This window comes from Stieleria sedimenti (genome assembly GCF_025060895.1).
In the GTDB taxonomy this organism is placed as follows: domain Bacteria; phylum Planctomycetota; class Planctomycetia; order Pirellulales; family Pirellulaceae; genus Stieleria; species Stieleria sedimenti.
This window is the reverse complement of sequence record NZ_JANZKV010000035.1, coordinates 1-25,467: the sequence shown is the minus strand read 5'-3', so window position 1 is coordinate 25,467 and position 25,467 is coordinate 1. Positions and strand designations below refer to the sequence as shown.

At 55.4% G+C, this 25,467-nt stretch carries 15 protein-coding genes; 8 read left to right on the top strand and 7 right to left on the bottom strand.

Going from position 1 to position 25,467, the window contains the following annotated elements; all coding sequences use genetic code 11:
• The first annotated feature begins 1,149 nt into the window (after positions 1-1,149).
• From NZK35_RS05125 to NZK35_RS05100, 6 genes are all read left to right on the top strand, one after another.
• A complete protein-coding gene (locus NZK35_RS05125; protein ID WP_259631522.1) occupies positions 1,150-2,082 on the top strand; it encodes a hypothetical protein in 933 nt (310 codons plus the stop codon).
• Positions 2,083-2,529: 447 nt separating this feature from the next.
• Positions 2,530-3,084 carry an ECF-type sigma factor gene (locus tag NZK35_RS05120; RefSeq protein ID WP_259631521.1) on the top strand — a complete coding sequence of 185 codons (555 nt, stop codon included), beginning with the start codon at positions 2,530-2,532 and terminating at the stop codon, positions 3,082-3,084.
• A gap of 144 nt (positions 3,085-3,228) precedes the next feature.
• The gene (locus NZK35_RS05115) at positions 3,229-6,510 is read left to right on the top strand and encodes a protein kinase domain-containing protein (protein WP_259631520.1); all 3,282 of its coding nucleotides are present in this window, start codon (positions 3,229-3,231) and stop codon (positions 6,508-6,510) included.
• A 2,030-nt stretch (positions 6,511-8,540) separates the two neighbouring features.
• The gene (locus NZK35_RS05110) at positions 8,541-9,020 is read left to right on the top strand and encodes an SMI1/KNR4 family protein (RefSeq protein WP_259631519.1); all 480 of its coding nucleotides are present in this window, start codon (positions 8,541-8,543) and stop codon (positions 9,018-9,020) included.
• A gap of 109 nt (positions 9,021-9,129) precedes the next feature.
• Entirely contained in the window at positions 9,130-9,864 is a 735-nt protein-coding gene (locus NZK35_RS05105) for a DUF1963 domain-containing protein (protein ID WP_259631518.1), read from the top strand.
• Positions 9,865-10,420: 556 nt separating this feature from the next.
• Positions 10,421-10,585 (top strand): hypothetical protein, encoded by a 165-nt coding sequence (locus NZK35_RS05100; protein WP_259631517.1) that lies wholly within the window; start codon positions 10,421-10,423, stop codon positions 10,583-10,585.
• A gap of 129 nt (positions 10,586-10,714) precedes the next feature.
• On the opposite strand, the gene NZK35_RS05095 is transcribed toward NZK35_RS05100, so the two are convergent.
• Entirely contained in the window at positions 10,715-10,966 is a 252-nt protein-coding gene (locus NZK35_RS05095; protein WP_259631516.1) for a hypothetical protein, read from the bottom strand.
• 39 nt (positions 10,967-11,005) lie between these two features.
• Here NZK35_RS05095 and NZK35_RS05090 point away from each other — a divergent pair, with 39 nt between their 5' ends.
• Together NZK35_RS05090 and NZK35_RS05085 are read left to right on the top strand one after the other, a co-directional pair.
• Positions 11,006-12,088, top strand: coding sequence for a lipase family protein (locus NZK35_RS05090; protein WP_259631515.1), 1,083 nt, complete (start codon positions 11,006-11,008; stop codon positions 12,086-12,088).
• A gap of 468 nt (positions 12,089-12,556) precedes the next feature.
• Positions 12,557-13,147 carry an RDD family protein gene (locus tag NZK35_RS05085; RefSeq protein ID WP_259631514.1) on the top strand — a complete coding sequence of 197 codons (591 nt, stop codon included), beginning with the start codon at positions 12,557-12,559 and terminating at the stop codon, positions 13,145-13,147.
• Positions 13,148-13,764: 617 nt separating this feature from the next.
• Here the strand turns inward: NZK35_RS05085 and NZK35_RS05080 are convergent.
• From NZK35_RS05080 to NZK35_RS05055, 6 genes are all read right to left on the bottom strand, one after another.
• Positions 13,765-14,631: a LamG domain-containing protein gene (locus tag NZK35_RS05080; RefSeq protein ID WP_259631513.1), complete on the bottom strand. Its 867-nt coding sequence runs from the start codon at positions 14,629-14,631 to the stop codon at positions 13,765-13,767.
• A 20-nt stretch (positions 14,632-14,651) separates the two neighbouring features.
• Positions 14,652-16,505 carry a sulfatase-like hydrolase/transferase gene (locus tag NZK35_RS05075; protein WP_259631512.1) on the bottom strand — a complete coding sequence of 618 codons (1,854 nt, stop codon included), beginning with the start codon at positions 16,503-16,505 and terminating at the stop codon, positions 14,652-14,654.
• 20 nt (positions 16,506-16,525) lie between these two features.
• Entirely contained in the window at positions 16,526-20,857 is a 4,332-nt protein-coding gene (locus NZK35_RS05070) for a beta-galactosidase (RefSeq protein WP_259631511.1), read from the bottom strand.
• Positions 20,858-21,667: 810 nt separating this feature from the next.
• Complete coding sequence (locus NZK35_RS05065; protein ID WP_259631510.1) at positions 21,668-23,329, bottom strand: DUF5060 domain-containing protein; 1,662 nt, start codon at positions 23,327-23,329, stop codon at positions 21,668-21,670.
• A 691-nt stretch (positions 23,330-24,020) separates the two neighbouring features.
• Complete coding sequence (locus NZK35_RS05060; protein ID WP_259631509.1) at positions 24,021-24,509, bottom strand: transposase; 489 nt, start codon at positions 24,507-24,509, stop codon at positions 24,021-24,023.
• A gap of 273 nt (positions 24,510-24,782) precedes the next feature.
• The gene (locus NZK35_RS05055; protein ID WP_259631533.1) at positions 24,783-25,460 is read right to left on the bottom strand and encodes an AraC family transcriptional regulator; all 678 of its coding nucleotides are present in this window, start codon (positions 25,458-25,460) and stop codon (positions 24,783-24,785) included.
• Positions 25,461-25,467: the final 7 nt, after the last annotated feature.

The window sequence follows — 25,467 nt, the reverse complement described above, 5'->3', positions numbered from 1 at the left end:
ATGCACCCTCGCTCGTCACCACGCGGCAGTTGCTCACACTTCCCGCTAACATCCACGCAACACCATCGCGCACCTACCCCGGCTCCTATCTCCCCCGGCTTTGCGGACAGAGAAGGTCTGAGTATGAGGAGCCGGCGCTGTGATAGACTGGCAGTCGCCATGAACCCCTATCAGCCACCACAGGTTAATGACGTTCCAAGCGGACCATGTAGAAAGCGTCCTGTCGTCGCGGGACTAACGACGGGTGATCGCGTGGCGTTGTTCGTGATGTTCAGTGGCATCATCGCGGTTGCCGGTTCGACGATTGCAGTAGCGTTACGAAGCTGGTAACCGGGTTCCCATCGAGCCACTTGCAATCTCTCGCACCTCACCGCTTCCCATTTCTCCCTCGCGATCTCCAATCTGATCTTCTCGCAGCTCCACATCGCGCTGCTGCATCCCCCCGCCAACCCTGATCCTTGCCGGCGTAGACCTTGTTGGCGTGCTGAGATGACAGAAAAATGACGGGCAGAAAAAGATCAGCGTGCGAAACAAGACAAGAAAACTAGGCAAGAGCGACCTGCAAAGCCAGGATCGGATCGAGGAGATTTTCTTGTCACCCATTTTCCTGCCCCCCATTTTTCTGCCATCTTCTCCACGGCCGCAAAGTGACCGCCTCAAGTACCTCGGGGACTAAGCACAGATAGATTCTGAACCGCGCGCGGAACGAATGAAAGCTCTGTACCCCTATGCTGCCTCAGCGCCATGTATCGCGTCCAAAATTGTCTCTCATGATGTATCGAGCCGTCGGGTAACGTGGCGGCTCGCCCTTCAGGTGCCCATTCATTGGTGTCGCCAACCGTGGCGATCAAGCTGTCTTTTTCTTTTGCTAGGATCATCCCGACGAAAATGACGCGGATGGTCAGGCCCACTTTGAGGGTAAGTGGAAAACCCGTCAGCGAAGAATCCGAAGTGCTTAGCCGCAAACGCCTAACGGAAAACCAAGGCAAATTCCGCGGTCAGGCTTGACCCCAAAGCCGACCAGCCGCCTGTTCAGCAATCTGACCAAACGGTTAGGTGATCACCTGCGAACTGTCATTGGCCGCTGGGCACAGGGTATAATCGCACTCCCCATTTGGTTTCGCTCCTTTACTATTCGAGGAATGCACGATGTCACGTTCCGCAGCAACGTTTTTGGCGATCGCGTTTAGCTTGATTTCTTTTAGCTCGGCAAACGCCGGTCATCACCACAAACTGTGGTTCAAGTTCTTTGAAGGAACTTGGTCTTACGAAATCCCCAGCGACTCCGAAAGCGGGACAGTCACCTGGAAAAGGGTCGCTAGTGGAAACGCACTCGCAGGTGAGTTTCTACGAGCGAACGGTACGATCGAAAATGAACTTACCGGTTGGGATCCTATTCAGCGTGCTGTCGTGGCAACTGGTTTCGGAGCCAGTGACGGCAGCTTTTGGAAGATCACACTCGACAAGATCACCGACGACACCATGTCGGGTGAACACATCGGATCACTTGAAGATGGCAGGACTTACAAGGGGGTCTTTACGCTAAAAAAGAAAGACGCTGACCATTTTAGCTGGGTGTCTGAAGGGAAGGCAAATGATGGCGAAGCAATGAAAAGAGCCGGTGCATTCGCGCGAACGTCATCAGAAGATGCGCAGAGCAACTACAAAAAGTGGCTAGAATATCTCGACGGAAAATGGTCTTACAAGATTACTGGCGATCTCCAGGAAGAAGGCTTGGCAACGTTCAAGAAACTTGGCGAAGGTTTTACGATGAATGCCAAGTTCGAATCAAGTAACGGAGTGGGTTTTGAGTCCGGTGGATGGGACTCAACTCGCGAACTGATGCTTGTCACAGGGTACGGTTCTTCCGACGGAGAGTACTGGCGTCTGGAGCTTAAGAGCAATGGCGAAGGTAAATGGAATGGCACGCACTACACAGTGCTACCAGATGGAAGCGATGTGACAGCACGATTTACGATTTCGACGATCGACAAAAGCAACGCCGAATGGACATCAGAGGGAATGACCAGCAACGGTGCGAGCGTAAAGATGAATGGGAAATTTACGCGGATAACCGAATAGATCATTTGACCCTGATGCGTGTTTTTTGTCTCGTCCTTCACGATGTGGGGCGAGCCGCGTTGGTAATGAACGAGCAATGTCAGACGCAAAAATAGGGCGGACCGGAACCCTTTGTCGTTTTGTAACACCCGTCAAACGATCTTTTGCCGGCTCACTTAACGTTTCTCCTTATGCGGCTCCGGTTTCGTCGACCGAAGCAACCTTCAGTGCTGTACAAGATCCACGGTTGGGGGCGATCTACGCATTTTCGAATCTGACGCGAACTGCGGTGTTCATCACCTCTGCGAGTTAGCCTCACGGCGAAATCTCCTCGGCCGATGCAATCGACGCAGGTTAGGCAATGAAACGAATTCATTACCTATGGAAGGTTGCTCTCCCTTATCGCCTCGCCTGCGCAACGTTTCACAGTCAGTACAATGACGGATTCAGTCCTCGAAGATCGTTGACATGTCCGACGTCACTCGCATTCTATTCAAAATCGAATCCGGCGATCCTTCAGCTGCCGAACAGCTGCTGCCGCTCGTGTATGACGAGCTACGCAGGCTCGCGCAAGCCAAACTCGCTCAAGAGAAGCCTGGTCAAACGCTGCAGGCAACTGCGTTGGTACATGAGGCTTATGTTCGTCTGGTCGATGTCGAAGAACCCCAGGATTGGGATAGTCGCGGGCACTTCTTCGCGGCGGCGGCGGAGGCGATGAGGAGGATACTCGTCGAGCTTGCCCGAAAGAAGAAATCACTTCGTGGTGGCGGGCGATACGTGCGAAATGACTTAATCGACTATCTGGCAACTCATGACGGTACCCACGACGAGTATCTCGACCTGGATGTTGCACTGGAAAAACTCGATGGAGTCGATTCACGCGCAGCGAACATAGTGAAGTTGCGGGCATTTGCTGGTTTGAACATTGAGCAGGCTGCCATGGTTGCGGGCGTTTCCGAACGAACCGCAAAGCGTGATTGGCAGTATGCTCGCTCCTGGCTCCGTCGTGAGATGATGCGCTAGCGAACACACCCCGCCCCCACTCTGGGCGGGGTGCGCGGTAAACTCAGGATATTTGTGATTTTGCTGGCCTCAATTTCCGCCGTCGATCGCATTGGTAAACGTGATATCCACATTAACATCCAACTTGCATAGCGGAGATCAGCGATGGCGAAATCGGAGTTGAATACCGAGAAGTCGATTTTCCTGCGGGCAATGGAGATTGTCTCGCCTGTCCAACGCAGTAAATTTCTCGATTCCGCTTGTCAAAATGCCCCCGAATTGCGTCTTGCCGTTGAAGCGTTGTTAGAAGCGAATCAACGTGAGGGCGACCTGCTTGACGCTATTGGTCGCACAGCATCAATCGGCTCATCCGAAAATTTACAGAGGCAGAAGAAGGAAAGACCAAAGATACTTGGCGATTTCGAGATTATCCGTGAGATCGGCCGTGGAGGTATGGGCGTCGTATTTGAGGCTCGCCAAATATCGTTGAATCGTAAGGTAGCACTCAAGGTTCTCGCGACGAGTCTTGGCTCAAGCCAGAAGGCGATTGCAAGATTCCGGGGTGAGGCAGAAGCCGCTGCTAAGCTACATCACACAAACATTGTTCCGATATACGCAACGGGTGAAGATGATGGAATCCATTTTTATGCGATGGAACTTGTCAGTGGACCGTCATTGAAACAAATAATTGAGCATTCCAAAGTTGGCCAAAGCACAGTGAAGCTGGGAGGTCCACTGGAGGATACCCAAGACACCGAGGCAACTGAGAAAGTTCAATCTAGAGAAAACCAGGCTGAAGAATCCGAGTCCGCAGGTGAAACGTCACGAATAGTCGAATCTCGGCGATTCGAGCGAATAGCTCGATGGTTCTCTGAAGTTGCCGATGCCCTCCATCACGCGCACGGTCGCAACGTCATCCACCGTGATATAAAGCCGTCAAACCTCCTCTTGCTCACCGAAAACAGATTGACGGTGAGCGACTTCGGTCTCGCGAGAATTTTAGACCGCCCTGGTGTTACTGTCACAGGCGAGTTTATCGGATCGCCCCTTTATATGTCGCCAGAGCAAATTGCGGCCGGTCGAGTGCCCATCGATCACCGCACAGATATTTATTCGCTGGGCGCAGCACTCTACGAAATCTTGACGCTTGCCCCACCGTTTCCGGGAAATCGACGCGACGAAGTAATTGCAAAGGTAATACAAAAAGAGCCGCTTCCGCCCCGTCGTCTTAATGGCAAAATTCCTGCTGACCTTCAGACCATATGTCTGAAGGCTTTGGAGAAGGATCCCGAGAATCGCTATGAGTCGGCCGCCGAAATGGCGGAGGATCTGCGTCGATACGCCGACGGCTATGCGATTAGGGCGCGTCCACCAAGTTTTGTCACGCAAGCGGTAAAGTTTGTTCGCCGAAATAAAATTCAGGTAGCGGTCACAACCGCAGTACTGATGCTTTTCTTCGTCTCAATCGTTTTCATCCTGAAGTTCGGTGACGCACAGCAGAGAAGCAACGATCAAGAGTGGTTGCGAATTACGGCGCTGCCAGCAATCGAGAATTATGTAGCGGCGGGACAATTCGAAGACGCTTTCGAACTGGCGCACGAGGCCGAGAAAAGGGTTCCCAACGACCCTGCATTGGAAGTAATGCGTGAGCAGTTTTCGCGGACTCTAACGATCGTTTCAGATCCCCCAAATGCAAAGGTATACCGGAGACCGTATGGAAACGCAGATGCAAAATGGAAGTTTGTAGGCACGACACCGCTACCGAGAACGCAGGTGCCTATTGGCTTCAACTCCTGGAAAGTCATTAAATCCGGCTTTGAAGAATTCGAAGGCTGCCGAGCCCCAGAGTCTCGGGACGAAAACACTTTATCTTTCAACCTGAATCCAATAAGGCGAAGCCAGCCGGGAATGGTGTTAGTCTCGGGCGGGAATTTATATGGACGACAATTTGCGGAATTCTTCATTGATCGCACGGAAGTTACAAATCGGCAGTACAAAGAATTTGTCGAGGGTGGGGGCTACCATGATTCAGGACTATGGAAGGACCTCGTATATCTCGACGGGGAAAAAGAGCTGCCTTGGCAAACAGCCGTTGAAACATTCATTGATGCCACGGGAGAATTCGGCCCGGCTACTTGGCGAGACGGGATGTACCCGACCGATGAAGACGACTATCCCGTTCGTGGAATTAGTTGGTATGAGGCGGTGGCGTATTCTAGGTTTCGCGGCAAAGACCTGCCGACTATCGCGCACTGGCAATTAGCCAGTGGCGTTCGCTATGCTCACTGGATGGAGACTGTTTCAAACTTCGATGTAAGCGGCCCCGCAACATGCGGAAGCTTTTCAGGTATTGGGCCCTATGGAACAGCGGATAGCGCAGGAAACGTAAAGGAATGGTGTTGGAATCAAGGTCCAGGGGATAGCCGATACATTCTCGGCGGATCCTGGGACGAACCCGAGTACATGTTCGCAATTCGGGATTCTCAATCGGCCATGGGACGCTTGAACAACTACGGTTTTCGATGCGTTAAGTACCTTCAAGACGTATCTCCCAACGACTTGAAGCCTGTTATTCCGAAGTGGCACAATTATTCGCACGATGAACCAGTTTCGAGTGAAGCCTTCGACGTGATTCGCGCGAGTATCTACTCATATGAAAATAAAAAACTTGACCCAGAGCATGCTTCGATTGATCGAACCGCAATGTGGACAGAAGAAACAGTCACTTTTGCGGCGGCTTACGGCGATTCTAAAGAACGGGTCATTGCACATGTTTATCTGCCGACTCGAGTGGAACCTCCCTACCAGGCGATTCTCTATTGGCCTGGGATATATGCTTATAAGAACGAGCCATTTCGCAATCGAACCTTCCGGCCTGATCATCTTCGCGTCGCAGCGTTCGTAAATTCCGGGCGGGCAGTAGTCTATCCGATTCATGCCGGTTGCTATGAGCGGTACAGCAGCAAAGCTCAAACTCAAGTCGAATACTTGGTACAACAGCGTAAAGATCTTGGCAGGACGATCGACTATCTTAATCAGCGAGAGGATATTGATCTTCAGAAACTATCGTTTGTTGGGTTTAGCTCTGGCGCGAGGAATGGAATAAACCTGGTCGCTGTGGAAAGCAGGATTAGCGTCGCCGTTTTCGTGCATGGGGGGCTACCAAAAAATCCCGATACCAACCACGCGGTATCAGGAGTAAACTTCGCGCCTCATATAAAGGTGCCTGCACTGATGATAAATGGGCGCAACGACTTCATTTTTCCAGCCGAGACATCTCAGCGGCCGCTTTTTGAATTGCTGGGAACCTCACCCTCAGACAAGGATTACCGCGTGTTCGAGGGGGGGCATAATGTTCCTCTGAACATGCAAATTCAGGAAACAATCGGATGGCTGGATCGCTATCTTGGCACACCGCCAAAAGTCGACGAGCTGGAAAGGCTCTAAAGTTTGGGCAATCTCGAACGCTGAGACCGTTTCGCGTGCTCGCCTTCACTACCGAGGGACAGTAGCGAACAGCCGATAGAGCCTGGGCGTTGATTCGGCCCTAACCAGTTCGAATATTCGGCCTAGCAGATTGCTTCGGATGGACCAACCGCCTGCTCGAACCGAACGGCATTCAACGCTGAGACGACGCGCACCTCGGCGTGTAAATTGATTCGACTGGCTGCATGCGATGTTCACCTCACTCGCGTAACGCCAAAAAGGTGGTGGTGGTGGCGATGATCGTTTTCGCAGATGCCAGCGAGAGGTGTTCGAGGCGGAACCCGCGATGGCCGCCCCCGCCCCCTCGGAAGGACCCGTTGTTTGCTTGGTGGGAATGGCCGGCATTGCGTGGAATTCGCCGCGTTTCTTGCGGCGTGGGCGTTGTTGACGGGGGCCAGATTCGGCCGATGATGCCCGCGGAAACACGCCGCGCGGCGTGTCAAGAAACGCCACCCGGTAGCGCGCCAACGCTAGACGGGTGACTTGCTCGCACTATTGGGAGTCCAGACCGTGAACGATGATACCCGAAAGCGACTTTTGAAGCGCCGCTACCGATTCTTTTCTGACCCGTCCCACGCGTGGCTACGCGTCCCGATGGCCGACATTGTGCCGCTTCGGCTTGAAGATTCGCTCACCCAATTCAGTTACACGCGTGACTCGATTGTGTACCTGGACGAGGACAACGACGGACGTTGTTTCGAATCGCATATCAGAACGCGACGGGGGAGCTCCCCACAATCACCGAAGCGCCCCCGGCCAACAACGCGTCACGGATCCGCGGCTATGCCGCATGGAATCGGCGCAACGTGCTCTTGAACGTTGAACTACGCAAACAAGACAAGAAGATGGATGACAGGAAAATAGGGCAAGAGCGTCTGCAGAGCCTGGATCGGACCGGGGAAAGTTTCCTGTCACCCATTTTCCTGCCCCACATTTTTCTGCCATCATTTCCTCCCTCGTCACCACGCGCCAGTTGCTCGCGCTTCCCGCTGGCATGCATCCCGGTACGCCGCGTTAGCTAGTGGCGCGTGCATGCTTCATGTATCCTCCCTCGCCAACAGGATCCATGACTCAACGCGGGAAATTCTATTCTTAGGATCTTAGTCGAATTCGCGGACCGTGCGGGGATCGTACGAATCGGGCATCGCTGTCCCCGCGACTTGTAGACACCCGGCGATTCGATCCGATCGCCATTCGGATTTGACGATTGTCAATGAAGATCGAGCGGAGAGGCCAGAAGACCAAAGTCTGCAAAAAGTTGACTGCAGCATCAGAGGAGGTGAGAATGCGTCGGAACGACTGGTATCGTCCTCACCGCAACGTTGCCAGGCTCGAAACCGAAGGTCCGAGGGAAAGTTTGCACGAACCTTCTTACTCGTGGCGTGGCAGAACTCCTAGTTCGACACGAACGTTGACCTTGAATCCCCAGCAACCCGTTGAACGGCGATCCAACATCATCGAATCCATACTCTCCGCCGGCTGCTGACGCCGCTGTGGACATGGCAGGGCAGCCAAAACGGTCACATCGTGGCCCTGCTTTGTATCTTGGCGTTGGCGGCGTGCTCGGTGCGACGGCAGCCATCCCGCTTGTCGCCGCGATCCCGATCCACGCCGACCCGAACCCACTCGGTTACGCATTGGTCCTGCTCGGCATGCCGACGGGCGGGCTGGTCTACCGCATACGTTCAAGGAATTGGCCCGTTGATCCGTCTGCTCGCGCTCGTCAAATGCTACTGTCATTTGTTACACTGCTTCTTCCCATTGCAATATTTAGCTCGAACGGTCTCAGTACGCAGGGATTCGTAATGACCTTGGTCGGACTCGCCATTTCTGGATCGGTCGGTTTGGGCATCATGCTCTCGGGTACACGCAGACATCATATCGGACAACTACGGCATCCACGCAAATCCGATGTGAGGATTCCGCGAGGGTGATGCCATATTCGAAGGGGCGCAGTGCATTCCAATAACGCCTGATTCAAGCAGACTGCCATGGCGAATTTTGACGCGTTTCTTAACCGTTTGGAATCTAGCGAAATTGCTTTTCGCTCATCGTTGAAAGGCTGCTCCGACAGCGAGATTGCTGCGCTAGAAGAAAAGTTTGGCATTTCTCTTCCAGCGTCCTATCACTGGTACCTTTCGATGATGGGACATCGATCGGGTCGTCTGCTGACGCACGACCACTACGCTGCTGCGTACCAACATGTTCTGACTCTGACGGACGACTACAAAGAAGATTGGGAGCCTGGGCCGCACGTCCAACTGCCCGCTGATAGTCTTGTGATCGTTGGTCGGCTGGGCGAGCAATTCTTAATGATCCGATGCAATTCCATCGACGACTCGCCAGTTTGGTATTTTAATGAGTACGGCACGGACGTTCGCGAAGCGTACCCAACCGTTTTTGATTGGCTCTGTTCTCTTGCGACTGACGCCGAATTAGCGATCAAAAGCGGCTACTTCAAGTGCAAGTGAATCAGACGCTGCTGTCGAGTTGCCGAGTTGAGTTGATTGGAACTGCGAGTCGTTTGATGCGACAGAGTGATCGTCGAAATTCGCCAAAGACAGTGATGCACCATCCGTAATGAAAGAGCGAAAGATCAACAAATCGACGCGTGACCAAATCGTTGCCGATCACTTTGCAGAGCTCAACCGACATCTACTGCCAGCGTCAATCGCCACCCTCAAACGTTCAAAGCAAGTAACGCCAACCGAATCGTGCTTTGGTGGCGTGTTTGTGGGACGCAAGGATTCCCAATGGCCGCACCAAGACTCTCGGCCACTTGAGGGCGTTCTGCAAATCCGAACGAAAGACCTTCCCTGCCGTCCCAAGCAGCTCGACAACATTGCTTTGATCCAGCTGTTTTGCGTTTGCGATTGTCCAGACAAAGGGTTTCCGGTGATGCCCGATTTTGATGCAGATGACTGGTTTGCGGTGCGCACCTACGCAACCTTGCGCGGCTTGCGTCCGATGGACCGTCCTGCTCGCACGCACCTAAAGTCGTGTCGGATCGAGTGGAACAAGGTTGAAAACGAGATCCCAACCTACCCTGATGACATTGGGCTCGTCGATGATGAAAAACAAGAACGATTCCGAGAACTCGACGATTGGGCAAAACTCGAACGCAAGCACTACAGTGCCCATGAACGCACGAAGGTTGGTGGCTGGCCGGTGTCCTGTCAGAATGGGCTGAACTACCGAGGGTACTGCATTCAGATTGGAAGCGAGGAAAAGGCTAACTTCATGTGGGGACACGACGGAGTTGCCGTGCTTTACCGCATTCGAAACAAGTGGTCGCTCGATTGGGATTGCTTCTAGCACGCAACGAGAAGCTTGAAGGGATGTTGCCACATGGAATCAGCGCAACGTTTTGTGGAACGTCGAACTGCGCAAACAAGACAAGAAAATGGATGGCAAGAAAAGAGGGCATCAACGGCCTGTCGATTTAATCCGATCACCCATGGGATCAGCCGTTTCGCGCGAGCGTACGGGCCTGTAGCACGAAGAAGACACACCAGGGCCCGTAGGCTCGCGCCAAACGGCCGATTAAATCGACAAGCCGTCAAGAGTCCCGCTGGCAGCACTCGACACCATCGCGCACACTTATCCTAGCTCCCGTCTCCCGCGGTGTTGCGCACAGAGGATTAGCTGGGGATGGTGAGGTCGGCATTGTGATAGACTGGGACCTGCCATGAACCCCGATGAACCACCAAACGAGCAGGGCATTAAAAAGCGAAGACGACGCAAACCCCGTCTACCGAGTTTTATGAAGCCAGTGATGGTGATGGTCGTCGGCCTCACTGTTGGTTTCGGGGCGGTTCAAACACTGATCGTCCTGCTAAGGAGCCGCTGAATCCAATTCGCTTCCTTTGCGATGAATCCCTACACGCCACCAACTGATTCAGAGACACCGAAACCCAAAGCGGTTGAGAATCAAGCCGGACGGTTGGTCGTGATTCTGTTTGTCGGTTTGATTCTTGGCGGGACGTTCGTCTTGGCGGCGCTGTCGGTACTTCAAGAGACCGTCGAACCTTGGTAGAGGCATCCGACCGATCATAAGGGTCAAACCCACGGATGGCAGCGCGAACCCACGGATGTCATCCAGCACAGAATCGACCACTTTGACATCCGCGGGTTCGCGCTGCCATCCGTGGGTGATTCTCTGAGATCACAGTTCCGGTTTCGTCGAACGGGGCATGTACGGGTTGACCCGTCGGCGTCGGTTTTCGGGTGACGATCGCGATGAATCAGGACGGATGAGTCGTTGATCCCCGCCGCCACACAGCTCGTCGTTGCCGATCGAGCCACGGATGAAGTCGTTTCCGGCGCAGCCGTTGAGAAACCCGTGTTCCCATTTGGCCGAATGTTTTTGCTGTGGAGTGAAACGTTTTGTCCTGACGACCGCTTGGGAGGGTGACATACGGGTTCCACCAACCACTTTCCCCACAGGTCTAGTCAAATGCCGAGGCTTTCAAACGTCGTCCGATTCTTTGCCATCATGCTGATCGCCGTCGCGACCAGCAGTGTTTCACGAGCGCAGTATTACCAAACAGGAAGCCTGACGTGGCTTTACCAGTTCGACACGACCAAACCATTCGAGCATTTCAGTGCCGACGATGACTGCATTGATGACGATGACAATGCGGTCATCAATGCGACCCTGATGGAGTTTCTTTCGTCAAAAATTTATCGAAACTCTTTTTTTGCCCCGACCAACGCAGGCGTCTGGGGAGTCAACAGCGTTAGTTTTATCTCGACCAACGACAGCGGAACGGAGGTCGGATTCATCAACATGGATGACGCTCTGATCGTGGTCTTTCGCGGCAGCCACTGGGGCATGAGCAACACGTGGAATCCCGTCGCAGATTGGCTGGGCGATCTCAACGCGACCGCGATCCGACGCACCATCGGCGATCGATCGGTGTACGTGCACGAAGGCTTTTGGTACGCGACCGGAAGCGCCTATGCGGACGTTCGCAGCCGCGTCCGGACGGCACACAATCAAGGAAAAAAGATCTGGATCACCGGACATTCGCTCGGCGGCGCCGTCGCAACGTTGACCGCCGCCAGACTGCAATATGACGATGACATCCCCGTTCGAGGACTGCACACCTTTGGATCCCCTCGCGTCGGTGACTCCAATTTTCGCAGTCTTTGTCACGAGCTTGGGCCGTCCAATCGGTCGCTCTACTGCGTCACGCGACGCTGGGTCGTCGAAGGAGACTTTGCGACGACGCTGTTCCCGCTGTACAACTGGATTCGATGGCGTTGGAGTTGGTGGGTGATGGGCTATGTGCCCTACAACACCACCATCACCTACCATCACGTGGGACAGACGAATCAGATTTTCCCCAACTACTCCCAGCCGACCAGGACCTACACGGTCGATTACGGCTACACGGAAGATCGGAATATGGTCGCCGCACCCACCACGTTGCTGGCCGAGCACGGATTGTACAACGAAGCGCTTCGCGACGAGTTGGAGGACAAGGTCAATGACGCGGACGTTCGAAACAAGATCCTCGAACTGCAGCTCGATTGATTCTATGAATGGATCATCCGCATCCCCTGCAGTCGCGCATGCTCCTCTCCGATCGGCCTGTCGATCTAAGCCCGCACGCGTTGGCCAGGGGCCACGCGGCGTCCCTCGCTAACGCGTTCGGGCTAACATCATCGCTTTGATTTCGGAATATCGATTCAATCGACAGGCCGTGATGCCGACGTCGCTCCCGAAGGGGCGAAAAAGAACGCCGCCCCGAATATCCCACCTATTTTCCGTGCAATGATAAACTCTTGATCGAGATCGACGAGAAAATGCAGCCGGAAAGCGAGCCGTGTTTCTGGGAGCGTGACCCTGAGTGTGACGATCACTCATGGAGCATGGTCGCGGGCTGATCTCGCCGCCGAGGCGGATGCGGCCTCCGTACATTATCCTGTAATCGTTGGATTCTGAGCTTTCGTGCAAGCTGATCACCTCCGCAACACCACCACCAGCATTCGAGCAACGCCCATGGACCACGACAACTCACTCGGTGACGGCGTCTACTTTGCGATGGACGACTATGCGGGGCTGGTTCGACGATTTGTTGCGATCGCTGTCGATACCTTGATTCTAATAGTCGGCGGAGTTTGTCTTTGGATCGCCATTTGGTTCGTGTCCTTTCAATTTGACCCCGCGTTTGACCCAAGCGGACTCTTTTTCATCGCCTGGATCGGTTTGTGTTGGGTGTACTTGACCCTGCTTAAACGCTCGCGATTTCGAACGATCGGCTATCGCATTTGCGGGCTGAAGATCGTGACGACGAAGGGTGAACGCCCATCTCTGATTCGGATGACGGCCAGAATGCTGATGTGGATTTTGGGGCCGTTCAATCTGTTTCTTGATTTGATTTGGATTGGGGCCGATACCGAACGTCAATCGCTTCGAGATTGCTACTTGGGTACATACGTCGTTCGTTACGATGCCGATCCGATCGGAGTTGCACCGATGCACCTGACGCGATACACGGCAGCCGGATGGAACCTTGCGTACCCGCGTGTCTGCCGACCGCACGATCCCAAAGACGGGACGGCATGGCCATCGAATTTGCCGGACGGGTGAAGTCGGTTTGGCCATCGCAATACCCTACGCCCATCACTCGTATCATGCCCTGACGAGGTTGCCGAGATTCAGCGATGACTAAGCAGCCAGTGAATCCCTATAAACCTCTGCATGGGGCTGATAGGTCGATGCAGGAGAGTGAAGCTGCGGCGTACGGTGGTGCGGATGAGCGATTCGCCTGCGAACAATGCAGGTACGTCAAGCAGAGTTTAAGGACGAGTGCGCGTGGCTGTGGGGGATCGCTGGTGAGCGTGGCCGTTCTCGTTTTGACGGTTTTGTATTTCGTCCCGTTTCCTGTCAATCTGCTATTCTCTTTTGTGGTCATCGCATGGTGGACCAGACGCGGCCATCGTCGGATTGCATGGAGGTGTCCGAGGTGTGGTCGGCGTAATGTTAGACATGAACCACTTCGCTAAGTCCGGGGGTGGCAAAAAGGAGGCAGCGACACGAGGCTCATGCCGGGGACGCGGGCATTGGTCGAGCGCCATGGCCGGTTAAGCCGGTGGGAATCAGGGGGGGATGGCAGAATCATTCGGGGCAGAATGATGGAGTGCGCGTAGACGGGCTCCGCGTTGTTGTGGTACTCGAACTCGTAGATTCCCGAACGGTATGGGGTGCTATTGGAGCTTCCATGTTCTGACCCAGTCATACTGTGTGGTTCTTTCTTCCCGCGTGCCGCTGGCGACGAGCCCTCCGTCTTCTGGAACGGGGTTCCAGTCATAGGTCTCGATTGCCATCTGGTAATACTTCGGCTGATCCCAGGGGGCGGGTGGTTTCAGCGAATAGGCGTATTTGCCGTCGAGGTAATATCGGATTTCGTGCGGCGATTTCCACCACGCTCCGTACACGTAGAATCGTTCCCAGTTCTTCGTCTCGGCCTTGATCGAACCTTGGACCTGCACCTTTCCAGGCTGCCCCTTGGTCGTCTTGATGAGATTGGAATGAAAGACCTGGTCCCACCCGCGAGCCCAGGATGCGGCTTCCTTCGAGAGGCGTCCGACACATTCCTGGATATCCAGTTCTTGCCGTTCTTTCACAGTGTCGTCCGTCATGAGCCAGAATGTTGACGACATCTCGGTTTGATTCGCCTTCATCCTGCACTCGTAGTACCACCCCACTTGGCCGGGATGGATCGATCGAACGATGGCACCGCCGTACAGGAATTCGTGGCCGTTGATGACTTTGGGTGAATCAAACTTGCGGACCGTCACCTGCATTTTTCCATCCTGAAGACGCACGTTTTCAGGTTGAAAAAGTCCTGGCGGTCGACCGATCCACCCCCAGCCTTTGGCGCCAGGATCCGCCGACCATTTGTTGGTATCCAGCGTCGATCCCTCAAACTCATCCGAAAGTTCGTCGATCTTCTGCCATACCCGATCGGTCGGCTTCGGATCCTGTCCCTCGGCAAAGAACGGTTGGTTCTGGGCCATGCATGGAAGTGCCAGTGTGATCAAGAAAAACAGTGTCGAAAGTAGTTTGATCATTTGAGTGGAGCAATCTGTGCTCAGGGGATAAGGTGCTCGGGAATGTCCGCCTGCTTGTCGTCGGCTCCCTTGGCGAAGTCGCTGATCACGTAGCTGTTCGCTTTGGACCAGTCGCACTCGACGCGTCCGTCACCGAGGATGATGTTGCCCAGCTTGCTGCGGAACCACGCGGCGAGTTCCCGATAGTCGGGATCGTTGGCCACGTTGTTGCGTTCCAACGGATCGTGTTTCAGGTCGTAGAGAGCCAAATCGACCTTTTCGAGCGGCGCTTCGAGTGCCCATTTGATGTTCTTGCCGAAATTCTGCTCGTTCACTTGTCCGGGGAACGGACGGCTGCGCATCGAGAACCGGAACCGATCGGTATACATGTAAGCCCGGGGGCCTGCGACGAGATGGATCTCGCCCAGGATATACTCACGCTTTGGCGCGGTGCCGCCGAGCACATCGAACAGGCTGACGCCGTCGAGGAAGTCGTACTTCGGGTCCTGCAAATCCACGCCGCCCGCCTGGAGCATCGTGGGAGCGAAATCCACGAACTCGATCATCTTGTCGTCATGCCCGCCGGCCGGGATCAAGCTTTCGTCCGAGGAAACCAGAATCGCCGCGTTGGCAACCGACTGACCCCAGGGGCCGAACTTGGCCTCGATGCCCTGTTCGCCGAGGTGCCAACTATGGTCGCCGACGGTGAAAACGATCAGATACTCCTGGTTCGCCGTCTTGCAGTAAGCCTTGAACGCCTCGACAGCCACGCCGATTTGCGCGTCGCCGTGCGCGCAAAACGCGTAGTAGTCCTGGATCGCTTGCTGCTTTTCGGCTTCGGTCATACCGTCGACCTTGCAGCTTTCGTAAAGTCGCACCAGTTGCGGCGGGAGTTTGGCGAGTTCCTGCCGATCGAACTCGGGCACACGATAGTTCTTCGTTTTGAAACGGTCCCGGAACGATTTCGGCGGCAGCACCGGGGTGTGCGGGAAGTGGAACCCAAGATGAATGAACTGGGGTTTCGTCGTGTCGGCCCCCTGCGCTTCCTCGCCCCACAGAGTCTTGTAGGTACGGCCGGCATTGGCCAGGTAGTTCTTCATCGCCGTCGCGATGTGCGCGTCGGCGGTGTCCGCTGCCGGCTTCGGGTTCACACCGCCGAAGACCAGCGACTTGAGTCCACCGCAGGTGTACGAGCGAAGGATTTCGAGCTCCTTGTCGGTTTGCGCCACGGCGGCGAGATCGTCCTCCGTCGATTTCCCATCCACGCGTTTGAGAAAATAAGTCCGTTGGCTGCCATCGGGATAATAAACAATCTCGGTCTTGCCCAAGTAGCCGCCTTTGCCGAAGGATTCCAGCGTGGCGAAATCGCCGACTGCATTTCGCTGCAGGGTATGCTTGTTGTGAACCCGCACGTCATAGAACCCAGGGTCATGAAAGCCCTGACCGGGACCCCAGCGGTAGATGTACGGACCGTCCTTGCCGAACGTGGCGGTCGCATAGCCTTGCTCGCGGAGAATCTGGGGAACGACCGGGCGTATGAAGTCCGGATTCTGATGCGTCAACTCGAAGGCGTAGTGGCCGTTGCGGAACGGATAACGTCCCGAATGCATCGAGCCCCGCGACGGACCGCACGCGGGTGAATTACACATCGCCCGAGTGAACATGATTCCTTCGGCGGCCAGTTTGTCGATGTTGGGCGATTCGACGTAACCCAGCGGACTTTCGTCTTTGCCGTAAACCAACCGGTTGTAGGCGCTGACCGAATCGGGGCGCTGATCATCGGTGATGATCCACAGGATGTTGGGTTTCGACTCGGCTTGAGCGGAAGCGATCCACGGGACAACCAGCGTTGCCAGTAGAGCGGCTATTCCAATAGGTGTGTGCCTGATGATCATTGTTAGGTTTTGGTGTCAGTTCAACGTCCGGCGCGATATTCGTACATCCGTTCCGCGACTTCCCGCGCGGCGGAAACCATTTCCGGGTAGGGCGTATCACAGATATCAAGAAATCCGGTGTTGTAGTTCTCTCCATCACCGCGACCCGCGGTCGGCTCGTCGTAGTACTGGAACCAATGAGTCCCCACGAACAATGGGTTTCGCAGCGCGCTCAATACATAATTCTTGTAGCATTCTGCACGATTGGTCTGGTTCTTGGCGGGCGCCCGGGTGGGATGGAACAGGCCTCGGTCTAAGGCACCGAAATGGAACTCGCCGACAAGAATCGGCTTGTCCTCTCCCTTGGGCAGACTCATCTGATCAACCGAATACAAGTACCTGTTGAAACTCACAACATCCGCGTACAGACAGGCTGCTCGGATGGCCGTTTCGTTGTCCCAGATAAACCGACAGCCGAGATACAGCTGCCCTGGGGCGGTGTTGGCCAATTCTTCTTTAACGCTGCGGAAGTAGGTCTCGGAGGTTTTCTTCGCGAATTGGCGTAGATCTTCGTTCGCCTTGTTCACATCCGGAGTTTGTGTCGCTTCGGCAAGATCGCTCCACGAGGCATGCTCAGTTCCCCATGCCTGATTGAGTGCGTCGATGGTTTCGTATTTGGCAGTCAGGTCCTTGATGAACTCTTGCTTGGCCGCCTGCTTGGAACTGCAACGAAGTGTCCACAAGGCCAGATCGATATCGCTGCCCCAGTACAACTCGTTGTCAACGTAGTATCCCATGCACCAGGGGTCGCCTACCGAGTACTTCACCTTTTCGATGCCATGCGCGATGGACTGCCGAAATCTCGGATCGAACACATCGTGGAACTGCGTCCACATTTTCTGAGCCCCCTCGAGCACCGGACCATCTTCGACATAGACGAATTCGACGTATGAAGTACGTTTTTGCCGATTGACCGACTCATCGCACCAACTGGCCAAGGTATTGAATCCCCAACTTCGGAGCCGCTTGTGTGAGATATCCTCGAACTCGGTTCGATGGTCGTCACCGTACTTGCGATGCAGATTGGCCAGCAGGTGGTTGTACATCTTGAAGGGTGTCTTATCGGCATAGAATCCGAACGCCCATGTGCTCGCGAAATAGTACTTGCCGAGCTTGCTACCTTCCTTGGGGAGACCACGAAAGTAGTTCTCACGGTGCTCGATGCCCGTTCCCCCGAATCGGGTCGAGACCGCATCCATCCCGTGGGACCAAAACCGACACCCGTCCGGATCGATCAGCCACCAACGACCATCGTGCTTCTCAACCCGGAAAAACTTAGCGGGACCATGTTGGGAAGAATCTTTCCAGCCGCCGAAGCGATTGAAGGACGCAGGTCCCGGGTTGCCGGCCAGTTCTTTCTTCTCCGCCTCTCGACTGGCGACCAGGTCCTCTTGCGAATGTGTTTTGCCATGCCACTGCTTATGAATGAATTGACCAAACTCGTCGATGAACGGCAAGAATTCGTCCACGTCCATTGACGTCATCGGCGTTTCAACTTTGACGTTGTCAATCGTGAAACGATAGTCCTCATTGGGTTGCCGTAAGAATATCACGGCCTGCGTGACCGATGATGGATCGACCTTCTTCTGTCCCGGTGCCGCATGCATCCCTTGCACCTGGAACGAAGACGTGAATTTCCATGGCGTCGTGTAGAGCGTCCCGGAGATCTTGCGAGACTCCTTTGCGGCGATGTTGTTCATCACCGTGAAGTTCTTTTCATTTCCTTTCGCGTCACGACTTTCAATCTTCAGCCCGATCTCGAAAGGTTTGTCACCTTGGTTGACCACGTCGAATGACAAATGCTGGAACATTCCCAAGTCCCACACACCTTGCGTGGGTTTTAACGTGATTCCAGGCCAATCAATCTGGTGTCCCGACTCGAGTAGCAGAGCCGATCCTGAATCGCTCTTCAAACGCGAGATCTGTATGTCTCGCGTTTCGATCGATTCGAGTTGCTGATCGTCCTCGAAGTCAAACAGCACCGTTGGCTGCGGATCACGCGATGCATCATTGCTTGCTTGATGGGTCAGGATTTGCACCGAAGTGATGGTCGTATCTTGTTGGGGCTGAATTTCCACCTTGTTGTGATGCTGTAGAAGCGAGGCGGGGATCGACGCATTCAACGGCGCGAAGTATTCCGAAAACTCGTCCGCGTCGCCGGTGTCGATGTCGATCGGATTGCCGTTGATTTTGACCAGGACCGGCTCCGTCAATCCACCGCGGCGGTGGGCTCCGATGATCAGCTGTGCGGAGTGTGTTTGGCTGGGATTGTCGATGCGGACATCAAATGAAAGCGGACTGCCGTCGCTCTTGACCACCGTCTCGGTCGCGTACCAGCGATCGAGAACGAGGGTTTTCTCTGGAGCGATCGGTTTGCCGGGCATGAGCCGAATGACGGTCGTTTCATTCACGTCGACAGGAATGGCCGCGGTGTCAACATCGTGCTCCGGCTGAAACACAATCTGTCCCTGGTGGTAATTCAAACGCGTTTGCGTCGCACGTTCTGAACCAATCCTGGTTGCGACGTTCGACAGATCCACCGCGATCTGACGGCCGCCCATGTTGGTCACCGCCAGCGAGATCCGATTTCCGTCGTGGACGGCGACGACGTCTAGCCAATCGCGGTCGAACGCAACCGGCAGACGTCGCCCGTCGAAGTCTCGCCAGAGTTCAAAGTAATTCGCAATGGCTGTCGGTTCGAAATCATCGATCGACCGATGCCGCTTGCGATCCTCCTTGGGTGTGAAGGCCGCATCACCGCTGTAGGGATTCCATGACATGTGCAGAAAGACGAACGGCACAAACAGATCGATCTGATCGGGGCGCTGCATCGACTTGGTCAGATAAGCGTTCCAAGCGAGCAACCGCAGCCAATTGTCCGAAGGCTGGCGGCCGTTTTGCAGTGATCCGCACTCGGTGATCAGGATTGGCAGCACGTTGTCCGCTTTGAGCATGTGGGCGCGCAGCATGTCGAGGATCGCTTCGTAGCGTCCGAGCAGGTAATTGGAGTAACCCTGTCCGCGCCGCTCGTGCGCGCCGAGCATCAGCGCGTTTTCATAAAAGTGGTGTGAATAGAAATCGATGTGCCCGCGAGTCTGTTCGATGAAGCGAGCCTGATTGCGATAGAGGTCAAAGTCTTTGACTTGAAGCTGCATGTAGGCCGACGACGGACCTCCGACTTTCACTTCGGGAGCACGCTGGTGGACCGCATCGGCGACGCGGTTGTGAAACTCGGCGAGCAGCCCCCATCCGTCGATGCCCTGGCTCTCTTTCCAGTGATGGGCCCACTCCGATTGCACGCTGCTCTCGTTTTTCACCTCCCACCACTCGGCCGTGAAACCGCCGTCTTTGATTTGGTCCTCGACATAGGCGGCCGCAAGTTCGGCGGCGTCGTCGAAATGTTCGATTTTCGGAGTCCCACGGCCGACCAGCGGCACCGACATGAATTCGGGCCAATCGTTAAAGCAGTAGGCAAACGGGATGTTTTTGAATTCCGGTATCGTGTTTCGGTGTCTCACCCCGGCGTCATACTGATCGAAGAACGACAAGTCCGCGGCTCCCGGTTTGTCCTCTCGTTCCTTTAGCGGTTCCCAATTGCCCCAGGCACGCGTGATTCCGGGATTGAATTTGAAGGCCCCACGGCCGGGCAAGAAGTTTCGCTCCGCCGCCCATCGCTCGAACGACGGATCGACCACACCGGGCGTTTCGTGCATGCGGAACCAACGGTCTCGTTGTAACTGTGACGTTCCCCCGATCGACAATTCGTGGTCGGTGTCGATGTCGATTTCCACTCGCTCTCGGGGAAATTCTGAGCCCAAATCCCGATAGGGGATCGTGTCGAATTCTGGCGGGATTTGCTTCTGAGCGATGAACACCAAATCATCGATCCGGCAGGTCGCGTCCTCGTCCTTCATCAGAAACCGAACTTTCATCCGTTCCGGCGGCTGATCGGATAATGGAATCGATGGCATCTGGACTCGGTAAAAATCTTTGACCTGTTGGCTGCGCGGCGGAGATTTGTCCGGCGAGAACGGAAAGACGTAAACCTCTTTGACCCGATCAAGGTTGGCTCCGTGAAACGCAAAGTGGCGGAACAGCCCCGCGACCCGCTCGGCGCCCTCGGGCAGCAAGACATCGTCCCCGTGACCGAGTTCTATCGTCTCTTGCAAGATCGTGACTTCTTTCAGACCGCGGTCACGCCCGCCACCGACATATTTGGTCTCGCATCCTTGAATGAACGAATCGAACAGGTAGTCGTGGATCGCCTCTTGATCCCGGCCTTCCTTGCTTAACGTTTGAGCAAACGAGGGCATCGGAGATGCGCAGAAGATGGTGGCGGCGACGAGGGGAGGAAGATGACGAAACATCATTGATTGAGGAGTTCTGAGGATTTCGTAGCGTAGGCTGGGCAGCTGTCCTTGAGCGAGGCTTGCGGCGTGTCGATTTAGTCGGGATCTGCTGAGTCAATGGTGAGCCGCTGGCCGCAAGGCCTCGGGCAGGTTCGGTTGACGATAGCCGGTCGTTTGATTGTAACCGCCGCGGGCCCGGCCGCTTACGCGATCACGGCTCACGGGAGACACGGTGAGCCGCTGGCCGTGAGGCCTCGGGCGAGTTCGATTGACGATAGCCGGTGGTTTGATTGTAACCGCAGTAGGCCCGGCCGCTTACGCGATCACGGCTCACGGGAGACACGGTGAGCCGCTGGCCGTAAGGCCGCGGGCGGGTTCGGTTGACGATAGCCGGTGGTTTGATTGTAACCGCAGTAGGCCCGGCCGCTTACGCGATCACGGCTCACGGGAGACACGGTGAGCCGCTGGCCGTAAGGCCTCGGGCAGGTCCGGTTGACGATAGCCGATGGTGTGATTGTAACCGCCGCGGGCCCGGCCGCTTACGCGTCGCGGCTCACGGGAGACACAGTGAGCCGCTGGCCGCAAGACCTCGGGCAGGTTCGGTTGACGATAGCCGGTCGTTTGATTGTAACCGCCGCGGGCCCGGCCGCTTACGCGATCACGGCTCACAAAAACGACAGACCCTTTGTGCCATTCTGCCGGGGCAAACAGCATGGAGGTCGCCGCAATCGAATGAATGATCGATTCTTGGTGTTTCGGTGCCAGTAGTTTGACTCAGTCCTGATTTTGAAGCTCACAAATCAGGATCTGAAAGCGATCGCCCTCTGGGACTTTGACGGATGGCCATTGCGTGATCTTCATTTCGAATGGTTCGAGGGATTGCCCCGTGAACGGGTTGAACCAAGTCAGTTTCATCGTGTCACCCCGGTCCTTGGGCAGTCGCAAGCCCATGAAATCACATTCCTTTGGCACGTAGTACAAGTGCAAATCTTTACCGTTGTGAAGACAGAAGCCCGCATTGCTCTTCTTGTCCCCGGCGATCAATTGGTCGACCTGAAACCGATCGACGAACTCTCGCATGTGCCGGTAATACTCCAGTTTCGGACGCGCGTCGGGGGCGAGTTCGGTGATGTCCGGGATGACCACGTTCCAGGCCGCACCCTGCCAGTAGTGCGTCGGATAGGTGCCCGCAAAAACGCATTGATAGGCTCGCTCCAGACAAACTTCAGGTGAAACGTAGTTGCCGGTAAACACGACGTAGGGGCCGCGCTCGTATCCACCGTGCTCGATGTTGAGAATTGGTTTGCCGGGAATCGCTTTCCGCACGTTCCGCATCACACCGTAGAGTTCGGACTGCCACAGTTGCACCGACACGAAGTCGACATGCTCGGGATACTTGCGGCAGTACCCATAGTCGTGGACCGTGACGAGACGATCAAACGCGTCGATTTGGCGTAGTCGATCAATTCGGTCGGTGATGTATTGGACATCGGTGTGACCGTACCCCAACGCCTCTTTGGAAATGTCCCAAACCAGATTGGGATAGGCCTGATAGCGACGGACGACGTAGTCAAAGTAGCGATTGTCGGCCTCGGAATTGGCCTCCGGCCATGCAACTTGCTTGTTCCAAACGTAGATCATCAAATGGGCGACGATGCCTTTTTGGTCAAGGTAGTCGATCACACGGTCAAGCCGTTTGAAGTACTCGATGTTCAGGCTACGATGGTCCGGCGATTCATTGCTGCCCAGAAACGGAAAGACGCTGGGGCTGCCGTAGTCGTATTGCGGATCCAGCTGTTTGTCTTTGGGCCAATTCACGTCGTGGGCATAAACGTTCATCACGACTTGATTGAAACCGGTCTCGGCAAGTGTGTCGACCAAATCTTGAGTTTTGGGAATGCCGCCAGGATTCTCGGCATCGAGTGCGAACAGCCAGTCGGATTCGAACGCGATCGGAAAGTAACTTTCTCCATTTGCGTACGCGAATCCCAGCTTGTGATCCGGATCAATTTGAACGCCACCCTTGCGGTGACTCGCAGCGGGCCGCACCGTCAAGCGTCCGGACTGTTGATCGAGTGGCTCCAGACGAGACGATGTCGAATAGCTCCAGGTGCCGGCGGAAGGTGGGGTGAATCGAATCAAATACTCATCGTTGCCGTTGTAAAAACCTTTAACGGATAATGACTGTCCCTGTTCACTGGAAAAGTCCGCTGAAAACGCTACATCGATCGGATTCCCCGGAACTCGGTCGACTCGAAATCGAATGTCGAGGACATCCCACTGACCCGCCGTCGTCTCGCCGCCTTGCCGGTGAAGGACTGCCTCGCCGGCAACCGTGGGAGTCGTTGAACCTGCCGTCGCAAAAGCAGCAAGCACAAACACTGCGGTGATCGACTTTTGCGGCAACTTGAAGATATTGAGTAACACGAGTGGCATGCGGTTGTCCGTTTGGTCGGGATATGCTGAGTCAATGGTGAGCCGCAGGCCGTTAGGCCTCGGGCGGGTTCGGTTGACGATAGCCGGTCTTATGATTGTAACCGTCGCAAGCCCGGCCGCTTACGCGATCACGGCTCACGGGGGACACTGTGAGCCGCAGGCCGTTAGGCCTCGGGCGGGTTCGGTTGACGATAGCCGGTCGTATGATTGTAACCGTCGCAAGCCCGGCCGCTTACGCGATCACGGCTCACGGGGGACACTGTGAGCCGCAGGCCGTTAGGCCTCGGGCGGGTTCGGTTGACGATAGCCGGTGGTTTGATTGTAACCGCGGTAGGCCCGGCCGCTTACGCGATCACGGCTCACGGGGGACACTGTGAGCCGCGGGCCGTAAGGCCACGGGCGGGTTCGGTTGACGATAGCCGGTCGTATGATTGTAACCGTCGCAAGCCCGGCCGCTTACGCGATCACGGCTCACGGGGGACACTGTGAGCCGCAGGCCGTTAGGCCTCGGGCGGGTTCGGTTGACGATAACCGGTGGTTTGATTGTAACCGCGGTAGGCCCGGCCGCTTACGCGCCCGCGGCTCACGAGGACACTGTGAGCGGCGGGCCGTTAGGCCTCGGGCGGGTTTATGACGAGTTCGCCAAACGGCGAATCGTGACACGTAAGCGGTCTGGCATCGAACGCAGCCCTCACGATAGATCTCGGTTCTTTCGGTCTTGTGCTTCTGTCACGTAAATGACGCATTGCTCGATTTCTTCTTCGGTGTCCAAAAACTCAATGTCGCCCTTCGCACTCCAAACGGACCGATCCTTCCATACGCCGAACGATTCCCTGAGTTCTCTTGTTGCTTTTGCTTTCATTTGGTCACGCACGATCGTTGGTTTGTAATCCGGCGCTGTTGCGACGACATGAATGTGATTACGACGAGCACCAACGGCCCAAAGCGTCCAGACTCTGAATTCGCATATTTCATTGATAGCCGACTCAACGGTTTCTTGCATCGACGTATCAAGCAAAACAATGTCGTGCTTCAGCCGGTCGCGGTTCCACTTTTCCAGCTTGGGGCGTGGGGTTTGTTCGCCACGTGCACAATGTCGCCATCCTCTTGCATCACCAGGCAGGAAGGTCCCGTAGACAGTCCACGTGATGAATAGTGCAAGTGGTGACGTGGGATTCATGACTGTAGCTTTGGGAGAGCTGCAGGCCCGGCCGCTTACGCGTCACGGCTCACGGTGAATAGTATTGTGAGCCGCTGGCCGCAAGGCCTCGGCGGGTTCGGTTGACGATAACCGGTGGTTTGATTGTAACCGCGGTAGGCCCGGCCGCTTACGCGTCACGGCTCACGGTGAATAGTATTGTGAGCCGCTGGCCGTAAGGCCTCGGGCGGGTTCGGTTGACGAAAGATGGTGGTTTGATTGTAATCGCCCCCGAAGCGGCGAGGGTGATGATCGCTACCGGGATCGGTATTGGCTGGGCGAGAGCTGCATGATGTTGCGAAAGCTGCGACTGAAGTGAGCATGATCGTAGAAGCCGCACGCATGGGCGATCTCGGAAACCGTTTTCTCAGTCTCCAAAAGCATCCGTGCGGCGTGCTCAACGCGAATGCGTACCAGGTACTGCCTGGGTGAAGCGCCAAAGGCTCGGCGAAAACGTCGCTCAAAGTGACTGACCGACAGGCCCGCCATTTCGGCAAGCTCGTCCGTCGAAAGCCGATCAGCAAAATTTTCGTGGAGGTGCGTGATCACGCGAGCGAACGCATCCACCGTTCCCGACTGCGTTTGAATCCGTTCGATCTGACGCGAAAAACCGGCCACGCCGATCACCCGTTTGTGTTTATCCCTCAGCGGAATCTTGCTGGTCATCACCAACCGCGGCGACCCGGCATCTTCGGGAGCACTTTCGACGCGATCGATGATCGGCTCACCGGAATCCATCACCGCCGCATCGTCGGCGGTGTACTCGTCGGCGCGCGACTTGGGGAAGAAATCGTAATCCGTCTTGCCGATCGCATCCGCTTCCGAGGCGACACCGCAGTACTCGCAGCCGCGGCGGTTGAGTGCGATGAACCGTCCCTGGCGGTCCTTGACGAAAAACGACAAGCCGGGAAGGAAGTCGAACAACAAAAACACTTGACTG

Bases quoted from the DNA above. Each gene is read 5' to 3' on its own strand.
- NZK35_RS05090 (WP_259631515.1), top strand. From the start codon at position 11,006: ATGCCGAGGCTTTCAAACGTCGTCCGATTCTTTGCCATCATGCTGATC.
- NZK35_RS05115 (WP_259631520.1), top strand. From the start codon at position 3,229: ATGGCGAAATCGGAGTTGAATACCGAGAAGTCGATTTTCCTGCGGGCA.
- NZK35_RS05065 (WP_259631510.1), bottom strand. From the start codon at position 23,329: ATGCCACTCGTGTTACTCAATATCTTCAAGTTGCCGCAAAAGTCGATC.
- NZK35_RS05100 (WP_259631517.1), top strand. From the start codon at position 10,421: ATGAATCCCTACACGCCACCAACTGATTCAGAGACACCGAAACCCAAA.
- NZK35_RS05080 (WP_259631513.1), bottom strand. From the start codon at position 14,631: ATGATCAAACTACTTTCGACACTGTTTTTCTTGATCACACTGGCACTT.
- NZK35_RS05120 (WP_259631521.1), top strand. From the start codon at position 2,530: ATGTCCGACGTCACTCGCATTCTATTCAAAATCGAATCCGGCGATCCT.
- NZK35_RS05095 (WP_259631516.1), bottom strand. From the start codon at position 10,966: ATGTCACCCTCCCAAGCGGTCGTCAGGACAAAACGTTTCACTCCACAG.
- NZK35_RS05070 (WP_259631511.1), bottom strand. From the start codon at position 20,857: ATGCCCTCGTTTGCTCAAACGTTAAGCAAGGAAGGCCGGGATCAAGAG.
- NZK35_RS05110 (WP_259631519.1), top strand. From the start codon at position 8,541: ATGGCGAATTTTGACGCGTTTCTTAACCGTTTGGAATCTAGCGAAATT.
- NZK35_RS05105 (WP_259631518.1), top strand. From the start codon at position 9,130: ATGAAAGAGCGAAAGATCAACAAATCGACGCGTGACCAAATCGTTGCC.
- NZK35_RS05060 (WP_259631509.1), bottom strand. From the start codon at position 24,509: ATGAATCCCACGTCACCACTTGCACTATTCATCACGTGGACTGTCTAC.
- NZK35_RS05125 (WP_259631522.1), top strand. From the start codon at position 1,150: ATGTCACGTTCCGCAGCAACGTTTTTGGCGATCGCGTTTAGCTTGATT.
- NZK35_RS05075 (WP_259631512.1), bottom strand. From the start codon at position 16,505: ATGATCATCAGGCACACACCTATTGGAATAGCCGCTCTACTGGCAACG.
- NZK35_RS05085 (WP_259631514.1), top strand. From the start codon at position 12,557: ATGGACCACGACAACTCACTCGGTGACGGCGTCTACTTTGCGATGGAC.